This window comes from Nocardia sp. NPDC004604, from assembly GCF_040609795.1.
Lineage (GTDB): Bacteria > Actinomycetota > Actinomycetes > Mycobacteriales > Mycobacteriaceae > Nocardia.
This window is the reverse complement of record NZ_JBEXLC010000069.1, coordinates 20,026-45,363: the sequence shown is the minus strand read 5'-3', so window position 1 is coordinate 45,363 and position 25,338 is coordinate 20,026. Positions and strand designations below refer to the sequence as shown.

Here is a 25,338-nt window from a genome sequence, read left to right as displayed (position 1 = left end):
TCGGATAACACTCTTTCCCTCCCCGACGCTCTTCCGATCTGAGGTCAGCCCGCAGGTTCGGGTGTGGCAGGTTCGACCGCCGCAGGTTCGGGCGTGGCAGCTCCGGCCGCCGCTGATTCCGGTGTGGCGGGCTCAGGCGCGGCGGCTTCGGGCGCGATTGCCCCGATGCTCACCTGCTCGATAGTGCGAGGCAGCAGCAGTGCGAACAGCAGCCCGGCGAGGGCAATCGCGGCCGCGATCAGGAATCCGATCTTCAACCCCCCTTCGGTGTAGACGACCGCGCCATTGAGCATCCGCGTGATCATCGGCGGCAACTGGGCGACATGGGAGCCGTTCATGATGGAGAACGCGATGATCGGCGCGATCGCCGGAATCACGATCTGGCACACGCTGACCAGCGCCGCCGTTGACGCCTGGACGCCGGGTGGCACCGCCGCGATCAGCAGATTCGGCGTCGCGGCGTACGCCAGGCCGGCGCCGAGGCCGACGAGCCCGGCGAAGAGCAGCAGCAGGTCCTTACTGTCGTGGGAATACGCCGTGAGGACGGAACCCAGTGCGGTCGAGAGCATTCCGAGCGCCAGCAGTAGACCGGGCCGGATCAGCCGGCGACCGGCGAGAACACCGACCGCGATACCGCCGACCACGCTCAGCAGTCCGATCGGCACCAGATATTCGGCGACGCCCTTCGGCGTCACGCCGAATCCGTAGCCCAGCCCGAGCATGGCCGGCGTCCGGATCAGCATCGGCAGCACCATGGCGTACAAACCCGTTGCGGCATAGACGCATCCGGCGGCGAGGACGGTGAGCAGCACCGGGCGGCGACGCCACAGCCGGATATCGATCATGGCATCCCCGGTCCGGGCCGCGGTCGCGAGCCAGGCGACGATCAGCGCGACGCCGGCGCCGAGGCAGGCGAGGGTGGACGGCGTGACCCAACCCCACGCCGGTCCCTGCGACACCCCGACGAGCACGATCACCAGTCCGAGACCGAGCAGCGCCGCGCCGCGCACGCCCACCCGGACCGGCAGCCGCACAGTCGATTCCCGCGTGGTGACCGCGACCGCGACCGCCGCGAGCGCGGTGACGAGGAAGAAGAACCCGAAGACGGTGCGATAGCCGTGATCGTCGAGCAGTCGTTCGGTGAGATACGGTGCGGGAATGGCGGCCAGACCCACCGCCGAGGTCACGATCGACACCGCCAGCGCAATGGTTCTGGGCGGGAACACATCCCGGACCAGCGAGTAGCTCAGGAACAGGCAGGGCACCAGCAGCCCGAACAGGCAGCGGCCGGCCAGGAGCATCGCGAAGCTGGGCGCGAGGGCCGACATCAACGCACCGGCCGCCGACAATGCCAGGCAGCTCAGCAGGATTCGGCGCTTGCCGTGCAGATCGGCCAGCTTGCCGAGCAAGGGCGCCGTGGCGGCGCCGACCAGCAGGAACGACGTCATCACCCAACCCGCCTGGGTGGTGTCGAAGTGCGCCGTGATGGCGGGTTCCGCCATCGGCACCAGCGGGTAACTGAGGGCGAGCGTCTCGACGACGGCGACCAGCGCGGCCAGCGAGCAGACCGCGCGCCAATTCCAGCCGGGCTGCGGTATCCCCGGTAGTTCGACCTGCTGGGCGGGTTCGGTGCCGTCGAAGGAGGCAGGGGAGGTCACGACAGGGAGTCCTTTCGAGGGATTGTGAGTAGAGAAGGGTGAAGCCGTTGCCCTGAAAGGGTTTTCGGCGTTCGGAGGGGTTCCCCGCGTCCTCAGCGGACGCTCTTGATCGGCAGCACCGCGAGCGCGCCGAGGGCGGAGACGATGGCCGCGGTCGGATAGACCGCGCCGTAGCTGCCGGACAGGTGCACGATGGCGGCGGCGATGGCCGGGGCCAGCACGCTGGGCAGTGTGGTGGCGATATTGAGAATGCCGAGGTCCTTGGCGAAGTCGTCCTTGGCGGGCAGGACCTCGGAGACTAGTGCGAGATCGACCGCGGTGAAAATGCCGAAGCCGATGGTCGCCACCGCGCCGGAGACGAACAGTCCGGCCACCGTCGGGGCGGCCAGCGGGATCAGCGTCGAGACCGCGACGATCAGCCCGCCCGCAAGCACCAGGGGTTTGCGGCGGCCGATGCGATCGGAGTGCGGCCCCGCGACCACGATGGCCACCAGGAACCCGGGCAGGCCCACCACGCCGACCAGCGGCACCACCTTGGCGGCTTCGCCGGTGCTGAGTCCGATATAGCCCTGCGCGAGATACAGCTGATAGGTGAGCACCATGAAATAGCCGCCGAAAATGAACAGGCGCCCGAGGAAGGCCCAGCCGAAATCGGGATGTTCGCGAGGATCGACCCACAGGGCGGTGAGGAAGTCCCGCACCGAGAATCCGGGTCGCGGGATGCCGCGATTGTCAGCCTCCGGATTCACCGCTAGAAAGGCCACGACGATCACCAGGATTACGCCGGTCGCGCTGAAGTAACCCAGCGGAATGCGATCGGCGAACAGCGAGGCGAGAACCGGTCCGACAATGGCCGAGGCGATCGATCCCAATCCGGACAGCGTGGAATACCGGCCGCGCAACGGAATTGGAATCCGGTCGGGAAGGATGGCCGACAGTGGTCCCGCCAGGGCGTTGAAACCGAATTGGATGGTCATGGCGGCCACCACCAGCCAGGCGATGGTGGTCGACAGTCCCGCGGTGATCAGCCCGGCCGCACCGATCAGCGCGCCGAGCAGAATCCACGGGGAGCGGGCCCCCGCCCGGGTGCGGGTGCGATCGGACAGCACGCCGATCAGCGGCTGGGCGACCATGGCGGCCACCGCGCCGGCCGCCTGCACCAGTGCCAGATTGCCGACCTTGGCGTCGGCGTCGACGGCCTGAACCTGAAGTGCCAGAAAGTATCCCGACACCGCGAAGCCCAATGCGGAGCTCGCGCTGGCGAAGGGCACCGAGGCCAGCAATCGTTTCAGCGCGCGGTCGGCCGGGGGAGCGTTGTCGGGGGTGCGCATCGCGGTGGTGGCGGCGAGCTTTTCGTCCATCTCGTGCTCCCCCTAATCGCCGGCGGGGTATGGTGTTTCGGCCCGAGCGCCGAGCGCGTCATCGGCCAGCCGCCACATCTCCTCGACCTGGTTGCGGAAGGTGTCGCGGGTGAACTCGGGCAGCGCGAAGACCAGGGGTTCGTTGCGCAGGATCCCGTCGACGGCGGCACGGGCCACATCGTGCGGTTCGATCGCCAGCGGAATCACTCCGGTGCCGAACGGTTCCCGCGCCCGACGCCCGAAACCGTCGGGCCGATTGCGCTGCGCGTCGAGGATGCGGGTCGCCGCCTGTCCCGGGCACAGCAGGGTGACGCCGATGCCGTCATCGGCCAGCTCGCTCCGCAGTCCGAGGGTGACGCCGACGACCGCGTGCTTGGTGGCGCTGTACAGCGCGCTGGTGGCGGTATCCGGCAGGAACGCGTGCGTGGACGCGGTATTCATGACATGCCGCCACCCACTGGCCCGGCTCATGCGGGGGAGAAAGGCGTGCAGGCAGTTCAGCATCCCCTCCACATTCACCGACGACAGCCATCGCCAGTCGCCGATCGTCGCGTCGGCGACCGGTCCGAACAGCAGCACCCCCGCGTTGTTGCACAGCAGTTCGACCGATCCGAACTCCTCATAGCTCGCCGCGGCCAGTTCCGCCACCGACCCAGGGTCCGCCACATCGACCCCGTAGCCCAGCGCCCGCACGCCACGGTCCTGCAGCTCCGCGGCGGTCCGCCGGACACCGATCTCGTCGATGTCGGCGAGCACGACCGACATTCCGCGCACGCCCAGCTCCGCCGCGAGCGCCGCGCCTATCCCGCCGGCCGCGCCGGTGACCACGGCGGTCCGGCCGCTGAGCCGATCTGATTCAGGCATGAGATTCCTTCCTGGGTTTTCGCTCGTCTCCGCCATCCGAAACAAGCAGACTGACTCATAAGTCGGTCAGCATAACCTGTTACCCCGATCACGTCGAGAGCGTGACATGCGAGCGAGGTGTTCAGCCCGGCGGCGTCGTCCAATCCTGGCGAGAAAACCAGCAATCCGGGAAATCTCGCCTACTACGAGCGCTTCGGATTCACGGTTCGCGATCAGACGACGATGCACTTCGGCGGCCCACCAGTGTGGTTGATGTGGCGGCCACCGCAGCAGAACGCTCGCTGAGCCGCACGAAGGCACGCTCATCGGCATTAGCGCGCGTTCCAGGTAACTCTTGCGGCGCAGGTTGAGTATCGTTCGGTGGTGGTTCGCCGGTGTGGGTGCAGACTCGAGCTGGCCCCACGGTTGCCCCGCGCTTTCGTCGTTACATGAAGGCCATCGTGGACCGGGCGAACGCGACCGATCCCCGGTTGAACGACTCGTTCCGCGAATACGCCGAATCCCGCGGCTTCGTCGTGGATCCGGCACGCATCCGCAGTCCTCAGGACAAGCCGCGCGTCGAACGCTGAGTTCCCTATGCACGGTCGAATTTCTTTGCCGGAGAACAATTCCGGGACCTCGACGACTGCCGCGAACGCGCGCAACGCTGGTGTCGCGAGACCGCGGGCATGCGCATCCACGGCACCACGCGACTACGCCCGGCCGAGGTATTCGCTGCCGATGAGCATCCGAAGTTGAAACCGTTGCCCGACACCACATTCGACATCCCGACCTGGGCGAATCCGAAGGTCGCTCCGGACCGGCATGTTCAGATTTCCCAGGCGCTCTACAGCATTCCCGGTGATCTCATCGGGCAACGGCTGACCGCCCGAGTCGACTCGCAGACCGTCAAGCTCTACTTCCGCGGCGAGCTGATCAAAGTCCACCCCCGGGTCGGGGCCGGCCGTCGGCAGACCGATCCGGCGGACCTGCCCAGCGAGCTCACCGCTTATGCGATGCGGGATCTGAATACATTGCAGCGCAAAGCCTTCGATCACGGCCCCCATGTCGGCGCCTACGCCGCAGCGGTGCTCGAGCATCCGCTGCCCTGGACGAAAATGCGGCAGGTCTATCGGCTCCTTGGGCTGGTGCGCCGCCACGGCGCCGAGGTCGACGACGCCTGCCGCCGCGCTCTCGATGCCGAGGTGGTCGATGTCGGGGTCATCGACCGCATGCTCTCCCGCAGCACCACCAGCGGCCAGCAGCTGATGCTGCTGCCGCCGCCGGCGCCGTCCCGGTTCGTTCGTTCCACCACCGATTTCGCGGTCAGGAGGCCGTCATGAACACCCGCCGTCCCGCCGCATCCCCGGCGGCCAAACCGATCGAGATCACCCCGGAGCTGAAATCGCTGATGCGCCGCCTCAAGCTCGGTCAACTGCTGGACACCCTGCCCGAGCGCCTCGCGCTCGCCCGCTCGAATCGCCTGCCGCACCACGACTTCTTGGAGATGCTGTTCGCCGACGAGGTCGCCCGCCGCGACCGGCAATCCGAACAGCGCCGCGCCAAGACCGCCCACCTGGACCCGCAGATGCAGCTGCAAGCCTGGGACGACTCGACCGCGGTCACCTTCGACCGCGAACTCTGGGCCGAGTTGTGCTCGCTGCGGTTCCTCGCCGACGCCTACAACGTGTTGATTATGGGTCCGGTCGGGGTCGGAAAGACGTTCCTGGCCAACGCATTAGGACACGTCGCGGTCCGTCGGCATCACAGCGTTCACACCGAGCGGGCCGACAAACTGTTCAAACGGCTCCGCGGCGCACGCTTGGACGGCAGCTACGAAGACGAGATGCGCAAACTGCACCGCGTCGATCTGTTGATCATCGATGACTTGGCCCTGCACCGACTGGAGGCGCCCGAGACCAACGACTTCTACGAGCTGATCGTCGAACGTCACCGCAAAGCCTCCACGGTGATCACCAGCAACCGGGACCCCCGGAGATCCTGACCATGATGGCCGACCCCCTGCTAGCCCAGTCAGCGATGGACAGGCTCCAATCAGCCGCCTACGAACTCGTCGTCGAAGGAGAGTCATACCGGCAACGACAGAAACCAGAGCATCCGAGAAACCCGCAGCCGATTGACCAGACCGGGGGCCGTCCGACACCATCGCGACGGACCGCGAAGGGGCAGATATGAACTACAACCCCGATGACATCACAACTGTCAACGTCTTCGACTACATCCGGCGCGAACAGTGCCGGTTCTTCCGCCGCGGCGCCTACGACCCGGTCGAGATCGCCACAATGCTGGTCGGGGAAGCGCTGGCCGCCGGCGCCGAGAACGTCCGCGTCCTCACCCAGCCCGACTGGCTCGTCGTGACCGCGGACCACGACTGGATCGACACCCTCGAACCGTCGATCTTCCACAACGTCGTCCGTGTCCTCGGCGAACCGAACAGCATGTTCGCCGAGGTCTTGCTCACCGTCTTCGCCCGACACGTCATCACCGCAACACCCGACCACACCACCCTGGTCAAAGGAGACGGCATCACACCGCCCGACATCCCCGGGACCTGGGCCCGCGCGATCGCCTTCGACCGACCAAGGAATTGACCAACACCCCACCCACCAGTCACCATCACCACACGGCCCCGCGACCGGGGCACAACCCGGTCCCATACTCATGGCAAACCGGTGGTCCCTTCAGCCTGGCAGGCGACACGAATTGGCGTCGTACTGCGGCTGTTCTACCGCCCGCTTCCTCATGCCACCCCTCAGCGGGCCACGCGGCCGGAGGTCGCGCAAATCGGTTGGTTCGCAAGGGGTGGTGGGAGCAGGGGCTTATGACCGTTTCATGTGGTGGTGACCAGGTTTCTTCGTCATCCGCGACCATTGCGACAAAATACATTGCTGTCGCGTCTCGTTCCGATGATCTTGTCTGTGGTGACCACAGCCGGTTGACTGGGCAGTGAGCCCGCGGATTCGATCCTGGCTGCAGGAGGTAGGTCGGGTACGGCTCACGTCGTGCCCAGCAATCATGAACTCAGTGATCGGCTGGGACCGTTCGGTGCGCTCGAATTCATCGACGGCACAGTGCATTCGCCCGCGCCATAGGATCATGAGGAGTTGTGGACGAATACGCCGTGCTGCGGGTACCGAGGTTCCGTGTACTCGCCGACGGCATCGTGACCGACCCGGTGGCGATCGCACGCACACCGGAGTGGGTGGATGTCGTCGCGATCGATGACCGAGGCCGGCTCTGTCATCTCGTCGTAGCCGCCGGTACGGCAAGGATCGTCGAGCGGCTGGAACTGCCCGCCCCGCCCGTTGGCCGCCCGACCATCGGGTCCTGGGGCGCCGATCGGTTGGATATGTTCGTCCGTGATGTCGAGACGCGGTTGTGGCATTGCGAATTCGACGGCCGCTGGGGGCCGCCGCGGCTGGCTCGGTCTGCGGGTGCGGTATCGGATGCGACCCTCGTCAGTTGGAGCCGCGGCCGATTCGATGTGTTCAGCACAGGCGCGGACGGCGTGCTCGAACACTATTGGTATCAGCAGCCGATCGGCCTAATGGGACCGGAGAGTCTGGCCCGCCCTGTGGTCGGACAGCCTGCCGTGGTGGTTACTAGTTTGTATGGGCTGGAAGTTGTCGCGCGCGGCAGCTTCGACGGGGTGTTGCGGCGGCAGTATCACCTCCCCGAGGAGCGCACACACGAGTGGACCTCGACACCGATGCTGCCCGGCCGCACCACCTTCGATGTCGGTCCAGCTGTCGCGCCCTCGACTGGGGAATCGCTGCGCTGTACCGGTGATCCGACCCTGGTGTGGTGCCGGGGCGTCGGTGCGGTCGAGAACCGCCTGGTCGCCTTTGCGCGGCAAGAGGATCGGCTTGTCCAGTTCGAACCCGGGCCTGACTGGCCGACCGGTCGTGGTAACCGCGTACTGACCGTGCCCACGGTGGCCTCGGATCCCGTGGCGGTCTCGGCCCGGCCCCGCCGCGTCGATGTGTTCTTCGGGGTGTCCGCTGGGACGGTCGGCTGGCTCACCACTGACACGGGCGGTTCCTCGGCACGCCACCGCGTGCTCGACGATGGCATCGGCTCGGTCGGCCGCCCTGCGGTGTGTTCGAGCCGACCGGATCGGCTGGAACTGTTCGTCCGCACTGCGGCGGGCGAATTGCGCACCGGATGGTGCGAGGTGAACGGGGAGCAGTGGAATGCCTACGCCTGAGTGGCGGCGCGCGTTGGTCGCGATTCAGTCCGCCGATGGTGCGACCTACGGCGCCGGATTCCTCATTACCGAGCGGCACGTACTGACCTGCGCCCACGTCATCGGCGATGCCACCGGAGCAGATGCTGCGGCCGATGCGGTGCCGACCGAACCGGTGCTGGTGGAGTTCACGCAGGTACACGGCGGTGAACGGATCGAGGCAACGGTGGTGGCCTGGTCGCCGGTCGATGACGTACACACGGGTGATATCGCGGTATTGCTGCTTGCGAGCGCCCCGCCCGCCGTCCCGATCCGCCTGCTGGACTCGGATTCGACAGCGTTGTGGGGACATTCCTTTCGCGTCTACGGATTCCCTGAGGGCCATGACGAAGGGCTGTGGGCGACCGGTGTGATCCGGGATCGGGTGGGTGGTGGCTGGTATCAGCTCGAGGATGTCAAAGTGCCCGGTTCGGCGATCGAAGGCGGCTTCAGCGGTGGCGCGGTGTGTGACGACCTGGCCGATGGTGTGGTCGGCATGGTGGTCGCTCGCGACCGTGCCGCGGCCCGCAAGATCGGCTTCATGCTGCCCGCGGCGCTCATCGCTCCGGTAGTGGTGCAGTTCGGCGTGGAGCTCGGGTCGGCCCGGCCGGCGATGGGTCTGCTGTCCAATGTGCCGACCTTACCGACTCAGTTCGTTGTGCGGTCCGTAGTGTCGGAGGTCCTCGCCGCGCTACTGGCGCCGACCGAGGATGGCGCGCGGGTCGCTGCGGTAGGCATGGGCGGTGTCGGGAAATCTGTTCTCGCAGCAGCCGTTTGCCGTGACGAGCGAGTCCGGGCGGCTTTTCCGGATGGCATAGTCTGGGTGGAGTTGGGCCCGAATCCGGTGACGCCGACCAGACAAGCGCAGGTGGCGGCCGCCTTCGGGCAGCAGGGTGTGGTCTTCGCCGACGCTCAACAGGGTAAGGCTCTTCTCACGCAGTTGCTGGCGGGGCGACGTTGTCTGCTGGTCGTCGACAATATCTGGGCGGCACAGGATCTCGGCGATCTCGATGTTGTCGAGGCGCCTGGACGGCTATTGTTCACCACCCGGGATACCGCCATCGTACGATCGGTGGGCGCGACCTGCTTCGAGGTGACCGGGCTGAGCATCCGGGAATCGCTGGTGTTATTGGCGCGGTGGGCGCGGCTCGCGGTGGAGGAACTACCGCGGGAGGCGTTGGAGATCGCGGCCGAATGTGGCTATCTGGCGCTGGCGCTGGCGATGGCGGGCGCCATGATCGCTGGCCGCCCGGAGCGCTGGCCCAGAGTGCTGCGCCGATTGCGTCAGGCCGATCTCGCCAAGATCGCCCAACCGTTCGGCAACTATCCATACCCGGATCTTTTGCGCGCAATCAGCGTCAGCGTCGACGCCCTTGATCCTGCCGATCGCGCCCGCTATCTCGAACTCGCGGTCTTCAACGGCAGGAATCCGACCGTCGGTGCGGCACAGGCACTTTGGCAGCACGCTGGACTCGATGAACTGGACGTGGCGGAGCTGCTCGACCGCCTCGCCGACCGATCGCTGATCCATCTCGGTAGCGGCGGCCGTTTCGGGATGCACGATCTGCAAATGGACTATGTGCGCCACCAGGTTTCAGAGCTGACGCACCTGCATCGGCGATTGCTCGAGGCATATCGGGAGCAGGCGCCCGGCGGTTGGCAGCATGGTCCGGATGACGGCTACTTCTATCGAAACCTGCCGCATCACCTTGCCGCGGCAGGAGCGGGCGAAGAGCTGCGCGCGCTGCTGTCGCACCTGGCGTGGTTGCAGACGATGCTGTGGGCCACCGACGCGACGGAGCTGATCGCCGCCTATCGGTTACTGCCGCAGTCGGATCCGGTCGCGGTCGTCGGCGACGCGTTGCGGCTGAGCAGCCATGCGCTGACTCGCGGTAGGGGGCAGCTACCCGCCCAGCTGGTCGGGCGTCTCGGCGAGTCGGATCGGCCCCAAGTTCAGGAACTCGTTGCCGCAGCATGCGGCTGGCGCGGCGAACCCTGGCTTCGACCGCGAGCCGCAAGTTTGACGGCCCCGGGCGGGCCCCTGCTGTTCATGCTGGTCGGGCATACCAGTCCGATCCGTGATGTCGTGCTCACACCCGATGATCGGTATGCGCTGTCCGGCGGCTGGGATGGCGCGGTGCGCGTCTGGGATCTGGCGGACGACGGCCGTGAAAGATATGTGCTGCAAGGGCATTCGGGTGGCGTGTGGAAACTTGGGGTATCCGTCGACGGCCGCTATGCGATGTCCGGATCAGCCGACGGCACCATTCGCGTGTGGGACCTCGCCGACGGGAGTACCCGGCATGTGCTGCGCGGTCACCAGGCCGCGGTGTGGTCGATCGCGCTCGTTCCAGGCAGTACATTGCTGGTGTCGGCATCGGTCGATACGACGGTGCGCGTATGGGATTGGGCGGTCGGCCGGGAGGTCGGGGTGCTGCACGGACATACAGGTATCGCGTACACCGTGCTCGCGGCGCGTGGCGGACGGACCATCGCGTCGAAGTCCGAGGACGGCACGCTGCGCATCTGGGATCTCGGAACCGGCACGCAGACATGGTGTTTCGACAGCGGTCAGCGCGGTGTGCAGTCGCGCGCGATGGCGTTGACCGATCGACACGCGCTGTTCGCGGGCGACGACGGCACCGTGTACTGCTGGGATCACCGTGACGGATCGGTCGTGTGGATCGACCGGGATCCCGGCCGTGGGCAGGTGTGGTCCGTCGCGGCGACACCCGACGGCGGGCATGCCGTGGTCGGCTGTGCGTCGGGGGAGGTGCTATTGCTGGATCTCGAAACTGGCTCCCCCGCAGTCGAAGTCGGCCTGCACAGCGGGTGGGTCGAGATGGTGGCGGTGGCTCCGGATGGATATCACGTGCTGTCGGGCGCCGACGACGGCATCCTGCGGTTGCGCGATCGCCGGATCGGGGATGAATCGGCGCGGACGCTGCGCGGCCATACGGGGTGGATCGCAGCCGCCGCGTTCAGCTCCGACGGAACACGCGTGGTGTCTGCCGCGAACGAATCCACCTTGCGGGTGTGGGATGTGACCGTTTCGCCGACTCAGCGTGGCGCTCCGATGCACGCCGCGTGGATCGGAGCGATTACCGCGGTAGCTGACCACACGGTTGCGGCCGCTGCGGATGACGGATCGGTCTCGGTCTGGGACATGGCGACAGGACGGCGATCGACAACTGTGTCGATGACGGCCACCGCGGTCGCCGTCGTCGAGGTGGCGAATCTCGGGTGGATGGTGTTGGACCAGCTGGGTGCCGCGATGGTACTGCCCGGTGAGGCCTTGGGCGATACGTCGAATCAGGCGGACATCGGCTCGGAGGTGCGGTTGTATGCGATGGGCGAACCCGTCCCCGGGCAGGTGGTGCGCCGCGCCGTCGCCTGCGACGCGGTGCGGGGAGCCGTCGCCCTGGACGGATGCCTGGTGGTGGCGTCGACCACCGCGATGCGGTTCTTCGGCCCCGCCGATTCGATCTGGGACCTCGACCCGGGAGCGATTGATGCCCAGCTGGCGGAGCCACCACGAATGCTGGTGGTCGAAGCTGGTAGGCGTCACGTCGTGGTCGGCGGCATCCGGGGGCAAGTCAGCGTGTGGGACTTCACTACCCGCCACCAGATCCAGACCTATCGAGGACGGGGCGGCCCGATCATCAGCCTGGCGACGGCCGTCGACCAGGTCCTGTCCGGCTGCGTCTCCGGGGTGCTGTCGGCTTGGCGACTCGGATCCCCGGAACTGGTTTGGGAGCAGCAGGCGCACGATTCGCTGCTGACCGGCATTTTGATCGTCGGGGACCGGGTCGTTACCGGTGGCGGCGACGGTGCGATCCGGTTGTGGCGACTTACCGACGGAGCGCGAATCGGCGTGCTCGCCGAACTCGGTGCACCCGTGCGCGCCATCGCAGCGCTGCACGGGGGTCGGCGCATAGCCGTTGGGGCCGGTGACCTGCTAGCTGTCTACGACCTCGAATCCGGAATCGAGGTGGCCTGTTTCACCGGCGACGGCCGCATCACCGCGATCGCGCCCTTGCCCGACGGTGGTGTGGCATGTGGTGAGGCGGCGGGCGCCGTACACATACTCACGTTGTGCGAAGAGTGAGCCTCATGCCCCCGGCTTCCACGACAGCTTCACCGTCAGATGGCCCTCGACCGATGTCTTTGCGATCACCGCGCCGGCCTCGGCGTTGAGCTTGATACCGAACTCCAGATCGACCGCGTCCGGTTTCAGGCTGCCGTCTCGGAACACCGCCAACGCGGCCGCCGCGGCCCGCTGGACGTCGGCAAGCGCATCCTCGAAGCGGCGATTCACCTCCACCACACCACCGCGACCGACCCGCTGCACACCGGCATCGGACGGATCACCCTCGACCACGATCACGCCACCGTCGCCGGTACGGAAACGCAAGAGTTCGCTCATGGTCCAACGGTACCGGTGTTCCCTTGCAGCGCACTATCTTTGACCCATGATCGGAGTGATGCTCGGACTCGGCACCTATCGCGACACCGCGCGGCTGAGCGCCGCCCGGGCACAGCGCATGACGGGGCTGGAATTCGTTGTCATCGAACATCCGCCACGGAACTTCCCGCCCGAGGCCTTCCCCGGATACGCCAAACTGTCGCTATTCGATCTCGTGGCCGCCGATCACATCTGCTATCTGGACGCCGACGCGGTCGTGCTGCGCGAGTGGCAGCCCGCCGCACTAACGGACCGTGTCGAGTTCATCTGTGTCCGTGATCAGTTCATCGAGCTCTACCCCGACTACGACGCTGATATCCCGCGGCCCACGTACTTCAACTCCGGCATGTTCATCGTGAATCGCCGCGCCCATCGCCCCGTGTTCGATCTCGCGACAAAGCTGTGGCGCGACAACGTGCGGCCGCTTCCGATCGAGGATCAGTCCGCCCTGAACTACGCGGTCCGCACCCTGGGCACCCCGACCTACTTCCTGCCCGACGAATACAACTATCTGCGTGCTCACCTCGACGGTCGCGCCGCGGACCAGGGTGTGGTGGTCGCCCATTACACCCCGTCCGGGATCGCCCACGCCCACCGCAAGCTCCTCGACCTACTGCCCGACCAATGAGCGTTTCGCGAAAGCCGTTGGTCCGCTATGAATCAGTGCGAGCCGACAAGGCCTAGCGACGAGAGTGCCTGCGGTACCCCAGAGTTCATAGTCCTGCTCGTGGAAGCCGTTGATAATGTGGTTCATCTGGACGCAGTGGGTGAGCTGGCCCGGGGGCGGGGTGGCGGCGAACGTCGAGTTCGATGATGGCGTCGACCAGCAGCGCGAGGGAGATGAGAAAACGCCCAGATCCGATGAGGGTTGGACGCCGCCGAATCACCAGTCACTGAACACAAGTGAGATCTGGCGTTCGGGCGCAACTGCTGTGGACGCCCATGTCGCGGTCGGTCCGGGGGTGTACTGGTCGATGATCGGGCATGGGGCTCACCACCGCAGACTAGAACGTGTTCCTGGTCGCTGCTAGAGTTCGGAGCTACGGGGCGTGAGACCGCATGCGCGGCAAAAGAATTGGCGGTCGATCCATTCGAGCTGACTGATGACTTCTATCAGGATCCGTACACCGCGTATGACCGGTTGCGCAGTCGGGGTCCGGTGCACTACGTTCGGTTCCCCGATTCGAGCACTGCCTGGCTCGTCACCGACTACGAGGTGGCGAAGATCGCGTTCACCGATCCAACGATCAGTAAGGCCCTGAAGTCCACCGGAGCTCGGGCGGCGCTGGCGGCCAACGGCGGTGGCCAGCACGTGCAAAGCGGCTTGTTCAAGGACATGATGGTGTTCTACGACCCGCCCGAGCACACTCGGCTCCGCACGTTGGTCAACCGGGCGTTCGGCAGCCGCGCTGTCCGCGACCTGGCGCCCAGGGTCACAGAGATCGCTGATTCCCTGCTGGCTGCGATGGCAAGCGAATCGAATGCGGACCAGGATCTGTTGGACAGCTACGCGGTTCCGCTGCCGATGATGGTTATCGGCGCGCTGTTGGGGGTTCCGCCTTCCGACCGCGACAGTTTCCGGGAATGGTCGACCATCCTGGTATCCAGCGAACATTCCGACGACGCCAGAATGGCGGCCGTGCAAGAGTTCGTTGCCTACATTGACCAGCTGATTCGCACCAAGTCCGGGGCACCTGATTCCAGCCTGCTTTCCGAGCTTATTGCGGTGGGAGAGGACGGTGACCGGCTTACTCACCCAGAGCTGATCAGTATGGTGTTCCTACTGCTCGTCGCCGGGTATGAGACGGCCGTCAATCTCGTGGGCAATGCGGTCGCAACACTATTGGCCGACAACGACACTCGCGTGATGGTGCGCGATGATCCCAGCCGTATTCCCGCTCTTGTCGAAGAGGTGCTGCGCCACCGATCGCCGGCGGGCGAAGCAACCTTTCGCTACACAACGGAACCGATAGCTTTGGGCGGGATCGAAATCCCAGCCGGCGAGCTCATTGTGGTGTCGATGGCAGCGGCTGGTCGTGACCCGCGCCGTTTCACCGATCCACACCGAGTCGACATCGACCGGCCTGACAATCACCACCTAGCTTTTGGATACGGTATTCATCGCTGCGTCGGAGCCCAACTGGCGCGAATGGAAGCGATAATCGCGCTTACGCGGCTGCTCGGTGAATACCCTGACCTCGAACTCGCTGCCGGTGCTGAACTGGAATGGCGCAGAAGCCTCATCGTGCGTGGTTTGACCAAACTTCCTGTGCGGCTACACCCCTGAGATCGAGCACTGACCTGAAATACAGCGAGCGAGACCATCGAACTGAGCTGCATGGCGTACCGATCTCCGTCCATGTACGCGGACCAATGCGCCGAACAGCGTGATTGTGCGTAAATATCGCGTTGTGCTGATGTATGGCTGAACAGTCGAGGGCCTGCTGCGATGATGTGCGCATGCGCGTGCTCATGCCGGTTCCCGACCACGACTTCGACGTCACCGAGGTCGCCGTGCCTTGGCGGATCTTGACCGACGCCGGACACGAGGTCGTGTTCGCCACCGAGCGCGCGGGTACGGTGCCCGCGGCGGATCCGCGGCTGTTGACCGGAGTGATCTTCGGTCAACTCGGTGCTGAAGCCGAGCCTCGGACCTTCTACCAGCAGCTTACTGGCACACCGGAGTTCACGGCCACGGTCTCCTGGTCGGAGGTGGATGTGGACGACTTCGACGGATTGCTCCTGCCCGGCGGACATGCACCCGGCATGCGGCAGTACCTGGGCTCGGAGACACTGCAGCGGCAGGTCGCAAGGTTTTGGACCCTGGGCCGGCCGGTGGGCGCCATCTGCCACGGTGTCCTGGTCCTCGCCCGGTCCGAAGATCCCGCTACCGGCCGTAGCGTGCTCGCCCAGCGCCGCACCACCTGCCTGCCCAAATACATGGAGCGCATCGCGTATTTCAGCACCGCATGGCGACTCGGGCGCTACTACCGCACGTATCCGGCCTACGTCGAGGACGAGGTCCGCGCGGCTCTCGATAACCCGGACACCCAATTCCGGCGCGGCCCAGTCGAACTCACCAGACGCGGCACCGCTACCGACGACACCCCCGCCTTCATCGTCGAAGATCGCAACTATCTCTCCGCACGCTGGCCAGGAGACGCCTATCTGTTCGGACGCCGGTATCTCGCACTGCTGGAAGGCACCGAGCGCTGAGATCATCAATGTAGTGACCGCGCAAGGTCGCTGCCGCCTCGAAGCCATCATCAACTCCGACGGCACCTACACCGACATCGACCGTGCCCGCCGCCCCGTGTCGGCCGCGTGCGGGCCTGGACGTGGTGAGCGGTCCCCACAGCTGCTCGGCGTGTCTTCGGGTTGGTCGGCGACGCCATGCGCGAGTGCGTCGGGGCTGAGCTCGGGATCGCGCGTGCTACACCGCGGGCAGGGCTGCAGCCGTCGAGGAGCCGGCCCGGTCGGCGGTGAGTGCCCCGGCCAGCGCACCAGGTGCGGTGCTGATCGTCCGGACCGGCCAGTTCCGTGGTGGTCAGCACGACCTCGGTGGCGCCCGCGTCGTAGTAGCGCTGGATTCCGGCGGCGATGGTCTCCTCGTCGCCGATGAGCGCCAGTTCCGCCGCCCGCGAGGCACCTTCGAGTTCGATGACCCGGCGATAGGACGGCACCTGCTCGTAGAACGCCAGGTGTTGCGCCGCCGTCGCACGGGTGCCCTCGACATCGGAGGTGACGACTGCCGGGACGAAGGCGACGATGCGCGGTGCGGTTTCCGAGGTCTGCGTGATCAGTGGCACGATGTGCTCGCTCAAGGTCTTCGGGCCCGCCAGATACGGCAGGGTGCCGTCTGCGAGTTCCCCGGTGACGCGTAGTGCTTGCGGCCCCATCGCGGCCACCAGCACCGGTACACGTGGTTCTGCACCGGGAACCGTGGTCGGCAGCGAGGGTGTGACCGTGAGCAGTTCGCCGTGGAAGCTGGCGGTGCCCGTGTCGAGCAATTCCCGCAGCGCGGTGAGGAATTCGCGCAAGCGGGTAATGGGCCGGTCGAAGGCTGTGCCGAACGCGTCGGCGGCGAGCGTGGAACCGACGGCCAGACCCAGGTGATAGCGCCCGTGCGTCGCGGCTTGGGCGGTCTGCGCCTGGGAGGACACCAGCAGCGGATGGCGCCCGACCACGGGAATGGCCGAGGTGCCGACCTGTATGCCCGGCACCTCCCGGCCTACGATGGCGGCGAGGGCGGGGGAGTCGTAGTCCATCCGGTGTCCGAACCACACCGATCCGATACCCAGCTCGGCGACCGAGCGGGCCTGCGCCACGATCTGGTCAACGTAGTTGCCCGAACTCGAGGCAGCGAGCGCAATTCCGAGAGTCATGCCAGGGGCAACCTGCGTGCGTGAGCGCCTGTTCCCGAATGGCGAGATGAAATCAGCTCGATCACAAGGATTTTCGTCGTCCGGGAGTCGGTGGGCAGATTCGATGACGCAAATCTAATGGTGCCAGAAGGTGCGTTAACCCCGCGACCGCAGCGGCTTCGTAACGTTTGGCTGCCGCTGCAACTTCCGTGGCCCCAGCACAATGTCGCGCACGGTTCGTACTGCGAGCGACGCACGCTCGAAACACTTTCTCCGCATCAAGACAGCGACAACTAGCTGAACCAACAATGCGGTGTAGCGACGAGGGAGCGAAGACTGGACATACCTACCGTAGCCACACTCGAGTGATGGCTGTCACATTTCCGATGTAGCGGAACATCATTCCGCGATCGGAGAGGATGAGGCATGGGGATGTTGACTTGGCGTCGTGGCCGGGCGGACAGTGGACGACCGGAGGATGCAAGACACTCGCCGGGACAGTTGGCCGCCTACGGAGCCCAGCACATTCTGACGATGTACGGGGGTGTGATCGCCCCACCACTCATCGTCGGCGGCGCGGCCGGGCTATCCGCCACCGATGTCGGACTACTGGTGACGGCCGCCCTATTCGTATCGGGCCTCGCCACGCTGCTGCAAACCCTCGGAATCGGACCGTTCGGCAGCCGATTGCCCATCGTGCAGGGGGTTTCCTTCGCGGGCGTATCGACCATGGTGGCGATTGCCACCACCGGCGGGTTACGTCCGGTATTCGGCTCCATCATCGTCGCGGGGGTGATCGGCCTGGTGCTGTCATCGTTCTTTGCGCAACTGGTGCGATTGTTCCCCGCGGTGGTGACGGGCACGATCATCACCGTGATCGGCCTTTCACTGATGCCGGTCGCCTTCAACTGGGCCATGGGCAACAACTCCACCGCACCCGACTACGGTTCCCTGGCCAACATCGGATTCGCCGGGCTGACGCTGCTGATCATCCTGGTGATCAGTCGCCTGTTCCAGGGCGCGCTGTCGCGACTGTCGATTCTTATCGGACTGGTGCTCGGTACCGTCATCGCGGCGTGCGCAGGCAAGGCCGATTTCTCCAACGTGGGCGACGCCCGCTTGGTTGCGCCGCCGCAGCTGCTGCACTTCGGGTCGCCGACCTTCGAAATCGGGGCCATCGTCGCGATGACAATCGTGATTCTGGTGACCCTGATCGAAACCACGGCCGACATCCTGACGATCGGTGAAATCGTCGGGACCGACGTCGATGCCAGGCGTGTGGCGGACGGGTTGCGAGCCGACATGCTGTCGACGACGGTTGCCCCGGTCTTTGGATCCTTCACCTGCAGCGCGTTCGCACAAAACGTCGGCCTGGTCGCACTGACCGGAATCAAAAGCAGGTTCGTAGTAGCAACCGGCGGCCTGATTCTCCTACTGCTCGGTCTGCTCCCGGTGGTCGGCGCGATCGTCGCCGGAATTCCGTACCCGGTACTCGGTGGCGCCGGACTCGTGCTCTTCGGATCGGTTGCGGCGAGCGGGATTCGTACCCTGTCCCGGGTGGACTACCAGGACAACCTCAATATGATCATCGTCGCGGTCGGCATCGGCTTCGGCCTCATACCCGTTGCGGCACCGAAATTCTGGGACGCCCTCCCCGAAAAAATCACAGTGGTCCTGAACTCCGGAATCAGCGCCGCCGCAGTCGCCGCCGTCCTCCTCAACCTCGCCTTCAACGAATGGAAATTCGGCAAACGACCGGGTTCCTCTGTCCTCGCCGCCGCCGTCGACGAGCGTGACCGGCTCGACAACGACGCCAAGCCATGAGCACCCCGATCCTCATACGGTGACGCGATGGGGACTGTTGACCCGACATTCAGTATTCCCTGATCGAACAGGCCGTTAGGCCGAAAAATAGGCCCAGGCAAGGGAGTTCGGAAATCTCTCTGGCCTGGGTGCCGGTCACCACCAAAGATCACTTGGGCGGTCCGCGCACTCGCGGACTGGCTCTGTCCGCGAACTGTGACGTCAGTTGTTCGCGAATCCTGGTGGCGTGTGGCTCTAGCTACATCACTTCGAAGATGTTCACGAATTACGACAGCAGGGGCAGGTCAGACTCAGCGAGCATCCACCGCCTCCTCGAACGCGTGGTAATCAGCCGAATTCCGGACATGCGTCGATCCCCCCCGGCGGGGCCGAGCGGTTACTCCTAATCGGTGGGGCCGCATGCCAGTGGTATGAGAGTGCCGTGCAAGAGCCCGGTGCAAAGGTGGACGGCATGACCTGGCATAGCGGCTATCGGGCCGATGGGAGAACATTTCTGGTTACCGGTGCGAGTGCGGGCATCGGATATTTCGTCGCCGAGCACCTCGCGGTCAGCGGTGCCACCGTGGTGGTGGGCTGCCGTGACACCGCCAAGGGCGACCTCGCGATCGGCGCGATTCGGGCACGGGTTCCTGGCGCTCGTCTGCGGTGCGTGCGCGTGGATCTGGCGGACCTGTCCGCACTACCCGCGACAGTGGACGCCCTCGGTGTCGACAGCCTGGACGCGGTCGTGCTGAATGCTGGCGTCCTGCTGTCCGGCCCCGATCGCCGTGTGAGTGCCCAGGGACATGAATTGATGTTCGCGACAAACCATCTCGGGCACTTCGCTCTGGTTGCTCATCTGGCGCCGATGCTGACCGCAGCCGCGAACAGTCGGGTGATTACGGTGGGCAGTTTCGCCGCGCGGTCGGAGCGGCTGGATCTTGGCGATCTGCAATCCGAGCACGACTATCAGCCCAAACGCAGTTACGGGCGATCGAAACTGGCCCAGATGCTGTTCGGTTTCGAACTGGATCGCCGTCTGCGTGGACACGGGGCCAGCACCGCCAGCATTGTCGTCCATCCCGGCGGTGCCCTGGACTCGCTGACCCCGTCACGGCCACCGCTGTTCGTCCGCACCACCGCTCAGCGCCTGCGTGGACTGCCCGCAGGCGTTGTGCTGCATGGTAAACACGCGGCGGCCGAGGGTATTGTCCGGGCCGTTCTGGACACTGAGATCACCGGCGGGCAGCTTTGGGGGCCAAGGGTTTTCGGTCTTCGTGGACAACCTCTTAGGGAGGTACCTCAGGCGCATATGACCGACCACGACACCGCCGCCAGACTGTGGGCCATCAGTTCAGCACTCACCGGCGTCGATCCGCTCGTGTGCCCATCTGCACCGGTCCGGTCATGACAGGCCCTGTTTCGACGCCGCAACCTCCCGAATCGCCGTAGCCGAGCGTCAGCTTCCGTGGATCGAGCACCGCGAGATGTATCGCGCTGCTGCGGGGTGAGCTGTCGAGGTGTGCGAGCACAGGTAGGCCGCGGATCTGGTGCGTCGGCGGCTGCCGTCGACGCGGCAGCAGATCCGCGACCACGGAGTGGCGCGCGAACGCGTCAGCGCCCCCGCAAGTTCGCCGCTGACCGCGACGATGCCGCGGCGGTTCACGAGCTCATCGGGCAGCTGCTGCACCGCGCCGTACCCGAGCAGCAGGGCGTGGTGCGGCCGCCGTGTCGTTCCGATCGGCTCAGCGCGACCGCTGCTACTGTCGGCCCGGTGCGACTCGTGTCGAGTATCGGTGCGGTGCTATTGACCTGTGCGTTTGTGCCGTTGCCGGGACTGTCCGGGGTAGCGACCGCGCAGGGCGGGCAGGCGGTCGGAGACGACTGGTCGGCGGTCTCCGAGACATTCGAACCCGAGAACTTCCGCGCTGCCCCGTACCTGGGCAACGGGCGCATCGGCGCGATGATCCCGCCGAGCGGCGGCGGATATCAGGACTACGGCGCCTCGGTGCGCACCTCGTTCCCCTTGGTGGAACCGCGCTACACCGGAACGTATCTCGCGGGCTTCTATGCCATGAAGTCCATGTCGTGGAATAACACAGAGGCGATCGCTGCGCTCCCCGCATGGTCTGGCCTGAGCGTCGACGTCGCGGGCCGAACCTACCGGGCCGACGTCGACCCGGACACGCTCACGCACTACCGGCAGCGCCTGAACTACCGCGATGCCACCGTCACCACCGAAGCCACCTGGACACCTGACGCGGAACACCGGCTGGATCTGACCTACCGGACCTTCGTGTCACGGGCGCAGCAGAACCTCGCGGTCCAGCAGCTCACTGTCATTCCGCACTTCTCGGGGCCGCTCACGGTCACCGACCTGATCGACGGGGCCGCCGCGCGTCGGGTCACCCCGATGACGGCGGCCTCCGATCCGAACCGGGGGCAGACCACGGTCGGCGTGCGCGCCGACGGCACCGACCGCACCGCCTTCCTGGTATCCACGGTCACCACGCCTGATGAGCTGGGTGCTGCCGCGCTACCTGCGAACGGGTCGACGGCTGGCACACGATTCGACGGCACCGTCGTGGCGGGCCGCAGTTACACGGTCACCAAGTACGTGGGAATCGCCTCCGGCGCGGACGGCGCGGACCCGCGCGCGATTGCCACCGACGTCTCCGAATCCAGCGCGGCGCGTGGTTTCGCCGCCGCCCACGCCGAACACGCAGCAGAGTGGGATCGCTTGTGGCAGCCCGCCATCGAGATTCCCGGCCGCGACGACTATCGGGGCTGGATCCGGCCCGCACTGTATTCGGTGCTGTCCAGCGTCCGGGCCGGACAGCGGTGGTCCGTGCAGCCCGCGGGGTTGTCCTCCGACGACTATGGCGGCCTGACCTACTGGGACGCCGAGACCTGGATCTTCCCCACCCTGCTCGCGCTCTATCCCGAATTGGCCCGCACCGTGGTGGATTTCCGCGTCGCGGCGCTACCGCAAGCCGAGGCGAACGCGCGCGCCTTCGGGCTGACCGGCGCATTGTTCCCCTGGAACGATGGACCGACACAGCGGTGCGCGTCGCCGTGGGTGTGCGGACTGGTCCAGGAACATTTGGGGAACGAGATCGCGCTCGCGCAATGGCAGTACTATTCGGCCACCGGCGACGAGCAATGGCTGCGTGACAGCGGCGCGCCGGTGATCACGGCTATCGCGAACTACCAGGCTGCCCGCATCGGCCCGAAGCTGCCCGACGGTCGCTACCACTACGCGCCCGCGGCGGGCGCCGACGAATACGTCTCGGCTTCCGTGGACAACGCACTCACCAACGCCGGAGTGATGGCGACGATGCGCACCGCGATGTCGGCCGCCCGGCTGGCCGGACTGCCGCTGAACCCACGGTGGGCCGATATCGCCGCCCATATGGCGATGCCGCCGGACATCGTGCCCGGGGTGCCCGCCGAGTATCTCGGGTACCAAGGGGCGAAGATCAAGCAGGCCGACACGGTGCTGATCAGCTACCCGTACTCCTATGCGGCACCGGGCTATTCGCCCGAGGCGACACTGGCGTACTACTTCGACCGCACCGATCCCGACGGCCCCAATATGAGCAACAGCGTCGGCGCGATCCTCAGCGCGCAGTATGATCCCTGCCGCACTCAGCAGTTCCTCGATCAATCGGTGCAGCCGTATGTCCGACCGCCATATGGGTTCCAGTCCGAGGCGCGTGGCGAACGGTCGGGTGCGAATACGGTCGGTCAACCGGCGTGGATCTTCGTCACGGGTGCGGGCGGATTCCTGCAAGGTTTGCTGTACGGACCGAGCGGGCTGCGTTGGGCCGAGACGGGTCCCTGGCTGGACCCGATGCTGCCCAGCGGGTTTCCCGAGGGGATGACGGTGCGCGACCTCGCGGTACGCGATAGCAGGTTGACCGTGCGCATCCGACCGGAAGGTACGACAGTCGACGTCACTTCGGGTGGTCCGGTCACCGTCGAGACGCCCGGCGGCCCGGCGACAATCCGTCCGGAAACACCGCTGACGCTGCCGACCAGGAGCGCCTGTCCCTGACCCGGAAGACATCGCACGACGAACCGGTCTCGTCGTGTTCTGCGTGGGCCGCAGCATCGTCCATAACGACTATCCGGACGACGTGCGGCTGAACAGGTCGCGGTGACCGGCGACGTACTGCTCGACCGATTGGGGAGGCCGGCCGGTCAGCTTCTCGACGTCATTGGTGAGCCGGTTGTAACGGTCGTTGCGGTGCAGCTTTGCCACCGTCCGCAGATGTCGCACGGTGTGTGGGCTGATACCCGGCACGGCGCCGATCTGCTGGGCGAAGTCGTCGTCGGCCAGATCCGTCCCCGACACGGGGTGGCCCAGCGCGCGGGTGTACTGCTCGGCCAGGCCTTGGATGTCCAGGACCGCGGGCCCTGTCAGCTCGTAGACATGACCAACATGCTCTGTCGGGTTGCGGAGAATAGTGGCGACCACGCGGGCTACATCGGTGGCGGCGATCGGTGAGGTCCGGCCGGTGCCGAACGGCAACGCCAGCACGCGGCGTTCGGCAACCGATCGGCTAGCAAGGACGGTGAACAGCGGATTGTCCAGGAAGACCGTAGGTCTGACGTGAACGACCGGCACGCCCGACCAGTTCATGATGTGCTCGGCCAGCCAGTGCAGCCGTTGCTGCCGCGATTCTTCGGTGCTCGTCGACGTCATCTGCGAGACCGTCATCTGCGACATATTTACCAGCGCTTCGAGATCACCGCGCTCGTCGGCGATAGCGCACACCACCGCCGCGGCCTCCAGATAGTCCGCCGATACGGCCATGTTGAAGAACACTCGGCGCACACCGTGCAGGGCCTCGGCGACATCGGCCGGATCGGTGAGGTCGCCGACGATGATCTCGGCGCCGAGCGCCCGTAGCGCGTCGGCGCGGCCGTCGTCATGATGCACCATTGCCCGCACGGGTTCGCCGTGGTCCAGCAGCAGTTCGGCCACCAACCGGCTGACACTGCTGTAGCTGCCGCCCACACCCGTAATCAAATATGGTGCTGGGTCACTCGAGACGTGATTCTCCTGCCGCGCGGTGGTTTCGGGTAGGGCGCCTCAGGCGGTGCCCGCAAATCGCAGAAAGATCGAGTCCGCAAATTTTGAGCATACACTCGGGCGGCATTAGGGACCCCGCTCCGAAATAGGCCAGAACAGCGGTGACCATGGCGTTATGTCGTGCACGCGTGCGTGGCGGTTGCGCGCCTTGCGCATCTGCCCCGGGAGCGCAACGGTGTGAATATGAGTCTCACCCCCGCCGACTCGTCGGATGAACGGACAGACCGACCAAATTCTTGGGAGGAAATATGGCGAACATGTGGACGGAGCAGAACATACCAGCTCAGATGGGTCGAGTTGCGGTCGTCACCGGCGCCAACAGTGGACTCGGGTTCGAAGTCGCCCGGGCACTAGCGGCGCATGGCGCGTCGGTGGTGTTGGCGGTGCGGGATGTGGATAAGGGTAAACATGCGGCGGACCGTATTGCAGTTGTCGTCCCGGGCGCCGACACTACCGTCCAACAGCTCGATCTCACCTCGCTGGAATCCGTGCGTAATGCCGCGGAACAGCTCAGGTCCGCCTATTCCGCGATCGATCTGTTGGTCAACAACGCTGGGGTGATGTACCCGCCGAGGCAAATCACCAGCGACGGATTCGAGTTGCAATTCGGCACGAATCATTTGGGACATTTCGCGCTCACCGGGTTGTTGCTCGACCGGATGCTGCCAGTACCGGGCTCGCGGGTGGTCACGGTCAGCAGCATCGGCCATCGTATCCGGGCGCGAATCAACTTCGACGATCTCCAGGGGGAACGGTCCTACAACCGGGTGGCGGCGTACGGCCAGTCCAAGCTGGCGAATCTGATGTTCACCTACGAACTGCAACGTCGCCTGTCCAGCACCGGCAACACGATCGCGGTCGCGGCTCACCCCGGTGCCGCCAACACCGATTTGATGCGCAATATGCCGACTGCGCTGCGTCCGCTCGTGCCTGTTATTACACCCATCATCGCGCAGAGCCCAGCACAGGGTGCCTTGCCGATACTCCGCGCGGCCACCGACCCCGACGTGCTCGGCGGCCAGTACTACGGACCGGGTGGATTCATGGAGACCCGCGGCTACCCGAAAATCGTCGAATCGAGTCGACAATCGCATGACAGGGCGATTCAGCAACGCCTGTGGACGGTCTCGGAGGAATTGACCGGAGTCACGTTCCCTATCTGACCGGAGCGGTCGTCCGCTGCCCGGGCCGGAGCAGCGAGGCTGCTGTATTTCTTCGGCGCGATATTGCTTTCGCACGCAAGGCTGCTGTCCGGGTGCTCATGATAATCGCGTCGATACTCGGGGTGGCGGCCAATTTCCTTTGCTCCGTACAAGATCCGAACCTCGGCAGGGTCGCGGTGATGATGCCCTGCATCGCGACTGTGGTGCTCGAATGAGGTTGAGGTGGCCGAGCAGGGCGGTGCCGATGTGGATGGGTAGGCCGTTGTTGACCAGGTCGGTGGCGAACCCCCTTCGGCAGTCGGCGTGTCCAGATCTGTGCGTGTGGTGATCGAGCTGC

The 25,338-nt window shown here is 65.7% G+C and carries 17 protein-coding genes and 2 pseudogenes; 13 read left to right on the top strand and 6 right to left on the bottom strand.

All coding sequences use genetic code 11. The features are described 5' to 3' along the window. Positions 1 to 44 precede the first annotated feature (44 nt). The 3 genes from ABZW16_RS24360 to ABZW16_RS24350 all read right to left on the bottom strand — a co-directional run bounded on the left by ABZW16_RS24360 (position 45) and on the right by ABZW16_RS24350 (position 3,883). Complete coding sequence (locus ABZW16_RS24360) at positions 45 to 1,658, bottom strand: MFS transporter (RefSeq protein WP_354958295.1); 1,614 nt, start codon at positions 1,656 to 1,658, stop codon at positions 45 to 47. Between the two features lie 92 nt (positions 1,659 to 1,750). Beyond that, on the bottom strand, positions 1,751 to 3,019 hold the full coding sequence (locus ABZW16_RS24355) for an MFS transporter (protein ID WP_354958294.1): 1,269 nt from the start codon (positions 3,017 to 3,019) through the stop codon (positions 1,751 to 1,753). Between the two features lie 12 nt (positions 3,020 to 3,031). Continuing rightward, on the bottom strand, positions 3,032 to 3,883 hold the full coding sequence (locus tag ABZW16_RS24350; protein WP_354958293.1) for an SDR family NAD(P)-dependent oxidoreductase: 852 nt from the start codon (positions 3,881 to 3,883) through the stop codon (positions 3,032 to 3,034). A gap of 428 nt (positions 3,884 to 4,311) precedes the next feature. Between ABZW16_RS24350 and ABZW16_RS24345 the strand changes: the two genes are divergently transcribed. The 6 genes and pseudogenes from ABZW16_RS24345 (at position 4,312) to ABZW16_RS24320 (ending at position 12,216) form a co-directional block, all read left to right on the top strand. Beyond that, positions 4,312 to 4,452 carry a hypothetical protein gene (locus ABZW16_RS24345; protein WP_354958292.1) on the top strand — a complete coding sequence of 47 codons (141 nt, stop codon included), beginning with the start codon at positions 4,312 to 4,314 and terminating at the stop codon, positions 4,450 to 4,452. A 99-nt stretch (positions 4,453 to 4,551) separates the two neighbouring features. Continuing rightward, positions 4,552 to 5,205, top strand: a complete 654-nt coding sequence (locus ABZW16_RS24340; protein ID WP_354958291.1) for a hypothetical protein — start codon at positions 4,552 to 4,554, stop codon at positions 5,203 to 5,205. Further along, positions 5,202 to 6,058: pseudogene (locus tag ABZW16_RS24335) on the top strand (ATP-binding protein). The gene ABZW16_RS24340 and the pseudogene ABZW16_RS24335 overlap by 4 nt, the downstream one beginning before the upstream one ends. Continuing rightward, complete coding sequence (locus ABZW16_RS24330) at positions 6,055 to 6,474, top strand: hypothetical protein (protein WP_354958290.1); 420 nt, start codon at positions 6,055 to 6,057, stop codon at positions 6,472 to 6,474. Before ABZW16_RS24335 ends, ABZW16_RS24330 begins: the two are co-directional and overlap by 4 nt. 515 nt (positions 6,475 to 6,989) lie before the next feature. Further along, positions 6,990 to 8,090: a hypothetical protein gene (locus tag ABZW16_RS24325; RefSeq protein ID WP_354958289.1), complete on the top strand. Its 1,101-nt coding sequence runs from the start codon at positions 6,990 to 6,992 to the stop codon at positions 8,088 to 8,090. Then, complete coding sequence (locus ABZW16_RS24320) at positions 8,077 to 12,216, top strand: NB-ARC domain-containing protein (RefSeq protein ID WP_354958288.1); 4,140 nt, start codon at positions 8,077 to 8,079, stop codon at positions 12,214 to 12,216. Before ABZW16_RS24325 ends, ABZW16_RS24320 begins: the two co-directional genes overlap by 14 nt. Positions 12,217 to 12,219: 3 nt before the next feature. On the opposite strand, the gene ABZW16_RS24315 is transcribed toward ABZW16_RS24320, so the two are convergent. Then, positions 12,220 to 12,534, bottom strand: coding sequence for a CU044_2847 family protein (locus ABZW16_RS24315; RefSeq protein ID WP_354958287.1), 315 nt, complete (start codon positions 12,532 to 12,534; stop codon positions 12,220 to 12,222). A gap of 46 nt (positions 12,535 to 12,580) precedes the next feature. Between ABZW16_RS24315 and ABZW16_RS24310 the strand changes: the two genes are divergently transcribed. The 3 genes from ABZW16_RS24310 (at position 12,581) to ABZW16_RS24300 (ending at position 15,789) form a co-directional block, all read left to right on the top strand. After that, positions 12,581 to 13,201: a glycosyltransferase gene (locus tag ABZW16_RS24310; protein ID WP_354958286.1), complete on the top strand. Its 621-nt coding sequence runs from the start codon at positions 12,581 to 12,583 to the stop codon at positions 13,199 to 13,201. A gap of 447 nt (positions 13,202 to 13,648) precedes the next feature. Further along, positions 13,649 to 14,860 carry a cytochrome P450 gene (locus ABZW16_RS24305; protein ID WP_354958285.1) on the top strand — a complete coding sequence of 404 codons (1,212 nt, stop codon included), beginning with the start codon at positions 13,649 to 13,651 and terminating at the stop codon, positions 14,858 to 14,860. Positions 14,861 to 15,033: 173 nt separating this feature from the next. Continuing rightward, positions 15,034 to 15,789, top strand: coding sequence for a type 1 glutamine amidotransferase domain-containing protein (locus ABZW16_RS24300; protein ID WP_354958284.1), 756 nt, complete (start codon positions 15,034 to 15,036; stop codon positions 15,787 to 15,789). Between the two features lie 290 nt (positions 15,790 to 16,079). On the opposite strand, the pseudogene ABZW16_RS24295 reads toward ABZW16_RS24300, so the two are convergent. Further along, positions 16,080 to 16,958 (bottom strand): annotated as a pseudogene (locus tag ABZW16_RS24295) (TIGR03564 family F420-dependent LLM class oxidoreductase); the annotation flags it as partial. Positions 16,959 to 17,363: 405 nt separating this feature from the next. On the opposite strand from ABZW16_RS24295, the gene ABZW16_RS24290 reads away from it, so the two are divergent. From ABZW16_RS24290 to ABZW16_RS24280, 3 genes are all read left to right on the top strand, one after another. Next, positions 17,364 to 18,761 carry a nucleobase:cation symporter-2 family protein gene (locus ABZW16_RS24290; protein WP_354958283.1) on the top strand — a complete coding sequence of 466 codons (1,398 nt, stop codon included), beginning with the start codon at positions 17,364 to 17,366 and terminating at the stop codon, positions 18,759 to 18,761. A gap of 451 nt (positions 18,762 to 19,212) precedes the next feature. After that, positions 19,213 to 20,151 carry an SDR family NAD(P)-dependent oxidoreductase gene (locus ABZW16_RS24285; RefSeq protein ID WP_354958281.1) on the top strand — a complete coding sequence of 313 codons (939 nt, stop codon included), beginning with the start codon at positions 19,213 to 19,215 and terminating at the stop codon, positions 20,149 to 20,151. Positions 20,152 to 20,514: 363 nt separating this feature from the next. Next, positions 20,515 to 22,797, top strand: coding sequence for a glycosyl hydrolase family 65 protein (locus tag ABZW16_RS24280; protein WP_354958280.1), 2,283 nt, complete (start codon positions 20,515 to 20,517; stop codon positions 22,795 to 22,797). Positions 22,798 to 22,866: 69 nt separating this feature from the next. Here ABZW16_RS24280 and ABZW16_RS24275 read toward each other — a convergent pair whose 3' ends face one another. Next, positions 22,867 to 23,763 carry an NAD(P)H-binding protein gene (locus ABZW16_RS24275; RefSeq protein ID WP_354958279.1) on the bottom strand — a complete coding sequence of 299 codons (897 nt, stop codon included), beginning with the start codon at positions 23,761 to 23,763 and terminating at the stop codon, positions 22,867 to 22,869. 323 nt (positions 23,764 to 24,086) lie between these two features. Between ABZW16_RS24275 and ABZW16_RS24270 the strand changes: the two genes are divergently transcribed. Beyond that, positions 24,087 to 25,001 (top strand): SDR family NAD(P)-dependent oxidoreductase, encoded by a 915-nt coding sequence (locus ABZW16_RS24270; RefSeq protein ID WP_354958278.1) that lies wholly within the window; start codon positions 24,087 to 24,089, stop codon positions 24,999 to 25,001. The last annotated feature ends 337 nt before the right edge of the window (positions 25,002 to 25,338 follow it).

Coding starts and splice junctions, on each gene's coding strand:
- ABZW16_RS24355 (WP_354958294.1), bottom strand. CDS start 3,019: ATGGACGAAAAGCTCGCCGCCACCACCGCGATGCGCACCCCCGACAAC.
- ABZW16_RS24350 (WP_354958293.1), bottom strand. CDS start 3,883: ATGCCTGAATCAGATCGGCTCAGCGGCCGGACCGCCGTGGTCACCGGC.
- ABZW16_RS24345 (WP_354958292.1), top strand. CDS start 4,312: ATGAAGGCCATCGTGGACCGGGCGAACGCGACCGATCCCCGGTTGAAC.
- ABZW16_RS24340 (WP_354958291.1), top strand. CDS start 4,552: ATGCGCATCCACGGCACCACGCGACTACGCCCGGCCGAGGTATTCGCT.
- ABZW16_RS24330 (WP_354958290.1), top strand. CDS start 6,055: ATGAACTACAACCCCGATGACATCACAACTGTCAACGTCTTCGACTAC.
- ABZW16_RS24320 (WP_354958288.1), top strand. CDS start 8,077: ATGCCTACGCCTGAGTGGCGGCGCGCGTTGGTCGCGATTCAGTCCGCC.
- ABZW16_RS24315 (WP_354958287.1), bottom strand. CDS start 12,534: ATGAGCGAACTCTTGCGTTTCCGTACCGGCGACGGTGGCGTGATCGTG.
- ABZW16_RS24310 (WP_354958286.1), top strand. CDS start 12,581: ATGATCGGAGTGATGCTCGGACTCGGCACCTATCGCGACACCGCGCGG.
- ABZW16_RS24300 (WP_354958284.1), top strand. CDS start 15,034: ATGCGCGTGCTCATGCCGGTTCCCGACCACGACTTCGACGTCACCGAG.
- ABZW16_RS24290 (WP_354958283.1), top strand. CDS start 17,364: ATGGGGATGTTGACTTGGCGTCGTGGCCGGGCGGACAGTGGACGACCG.
- ABZW16_RS24285 (WP_354958281.1), top strand. CDS start 19,213: ATGACCTGGCATAGCGGCTATCGGGCCGATGGGAGAACATTTCTGGTT.
- ABZW16_RS24270 (WP_354958278.1), top strand. CDS start 24,087: ATGGCGAACATGTGGACGGAGCAGAACATACCAGCTCAGATGGGTCGA.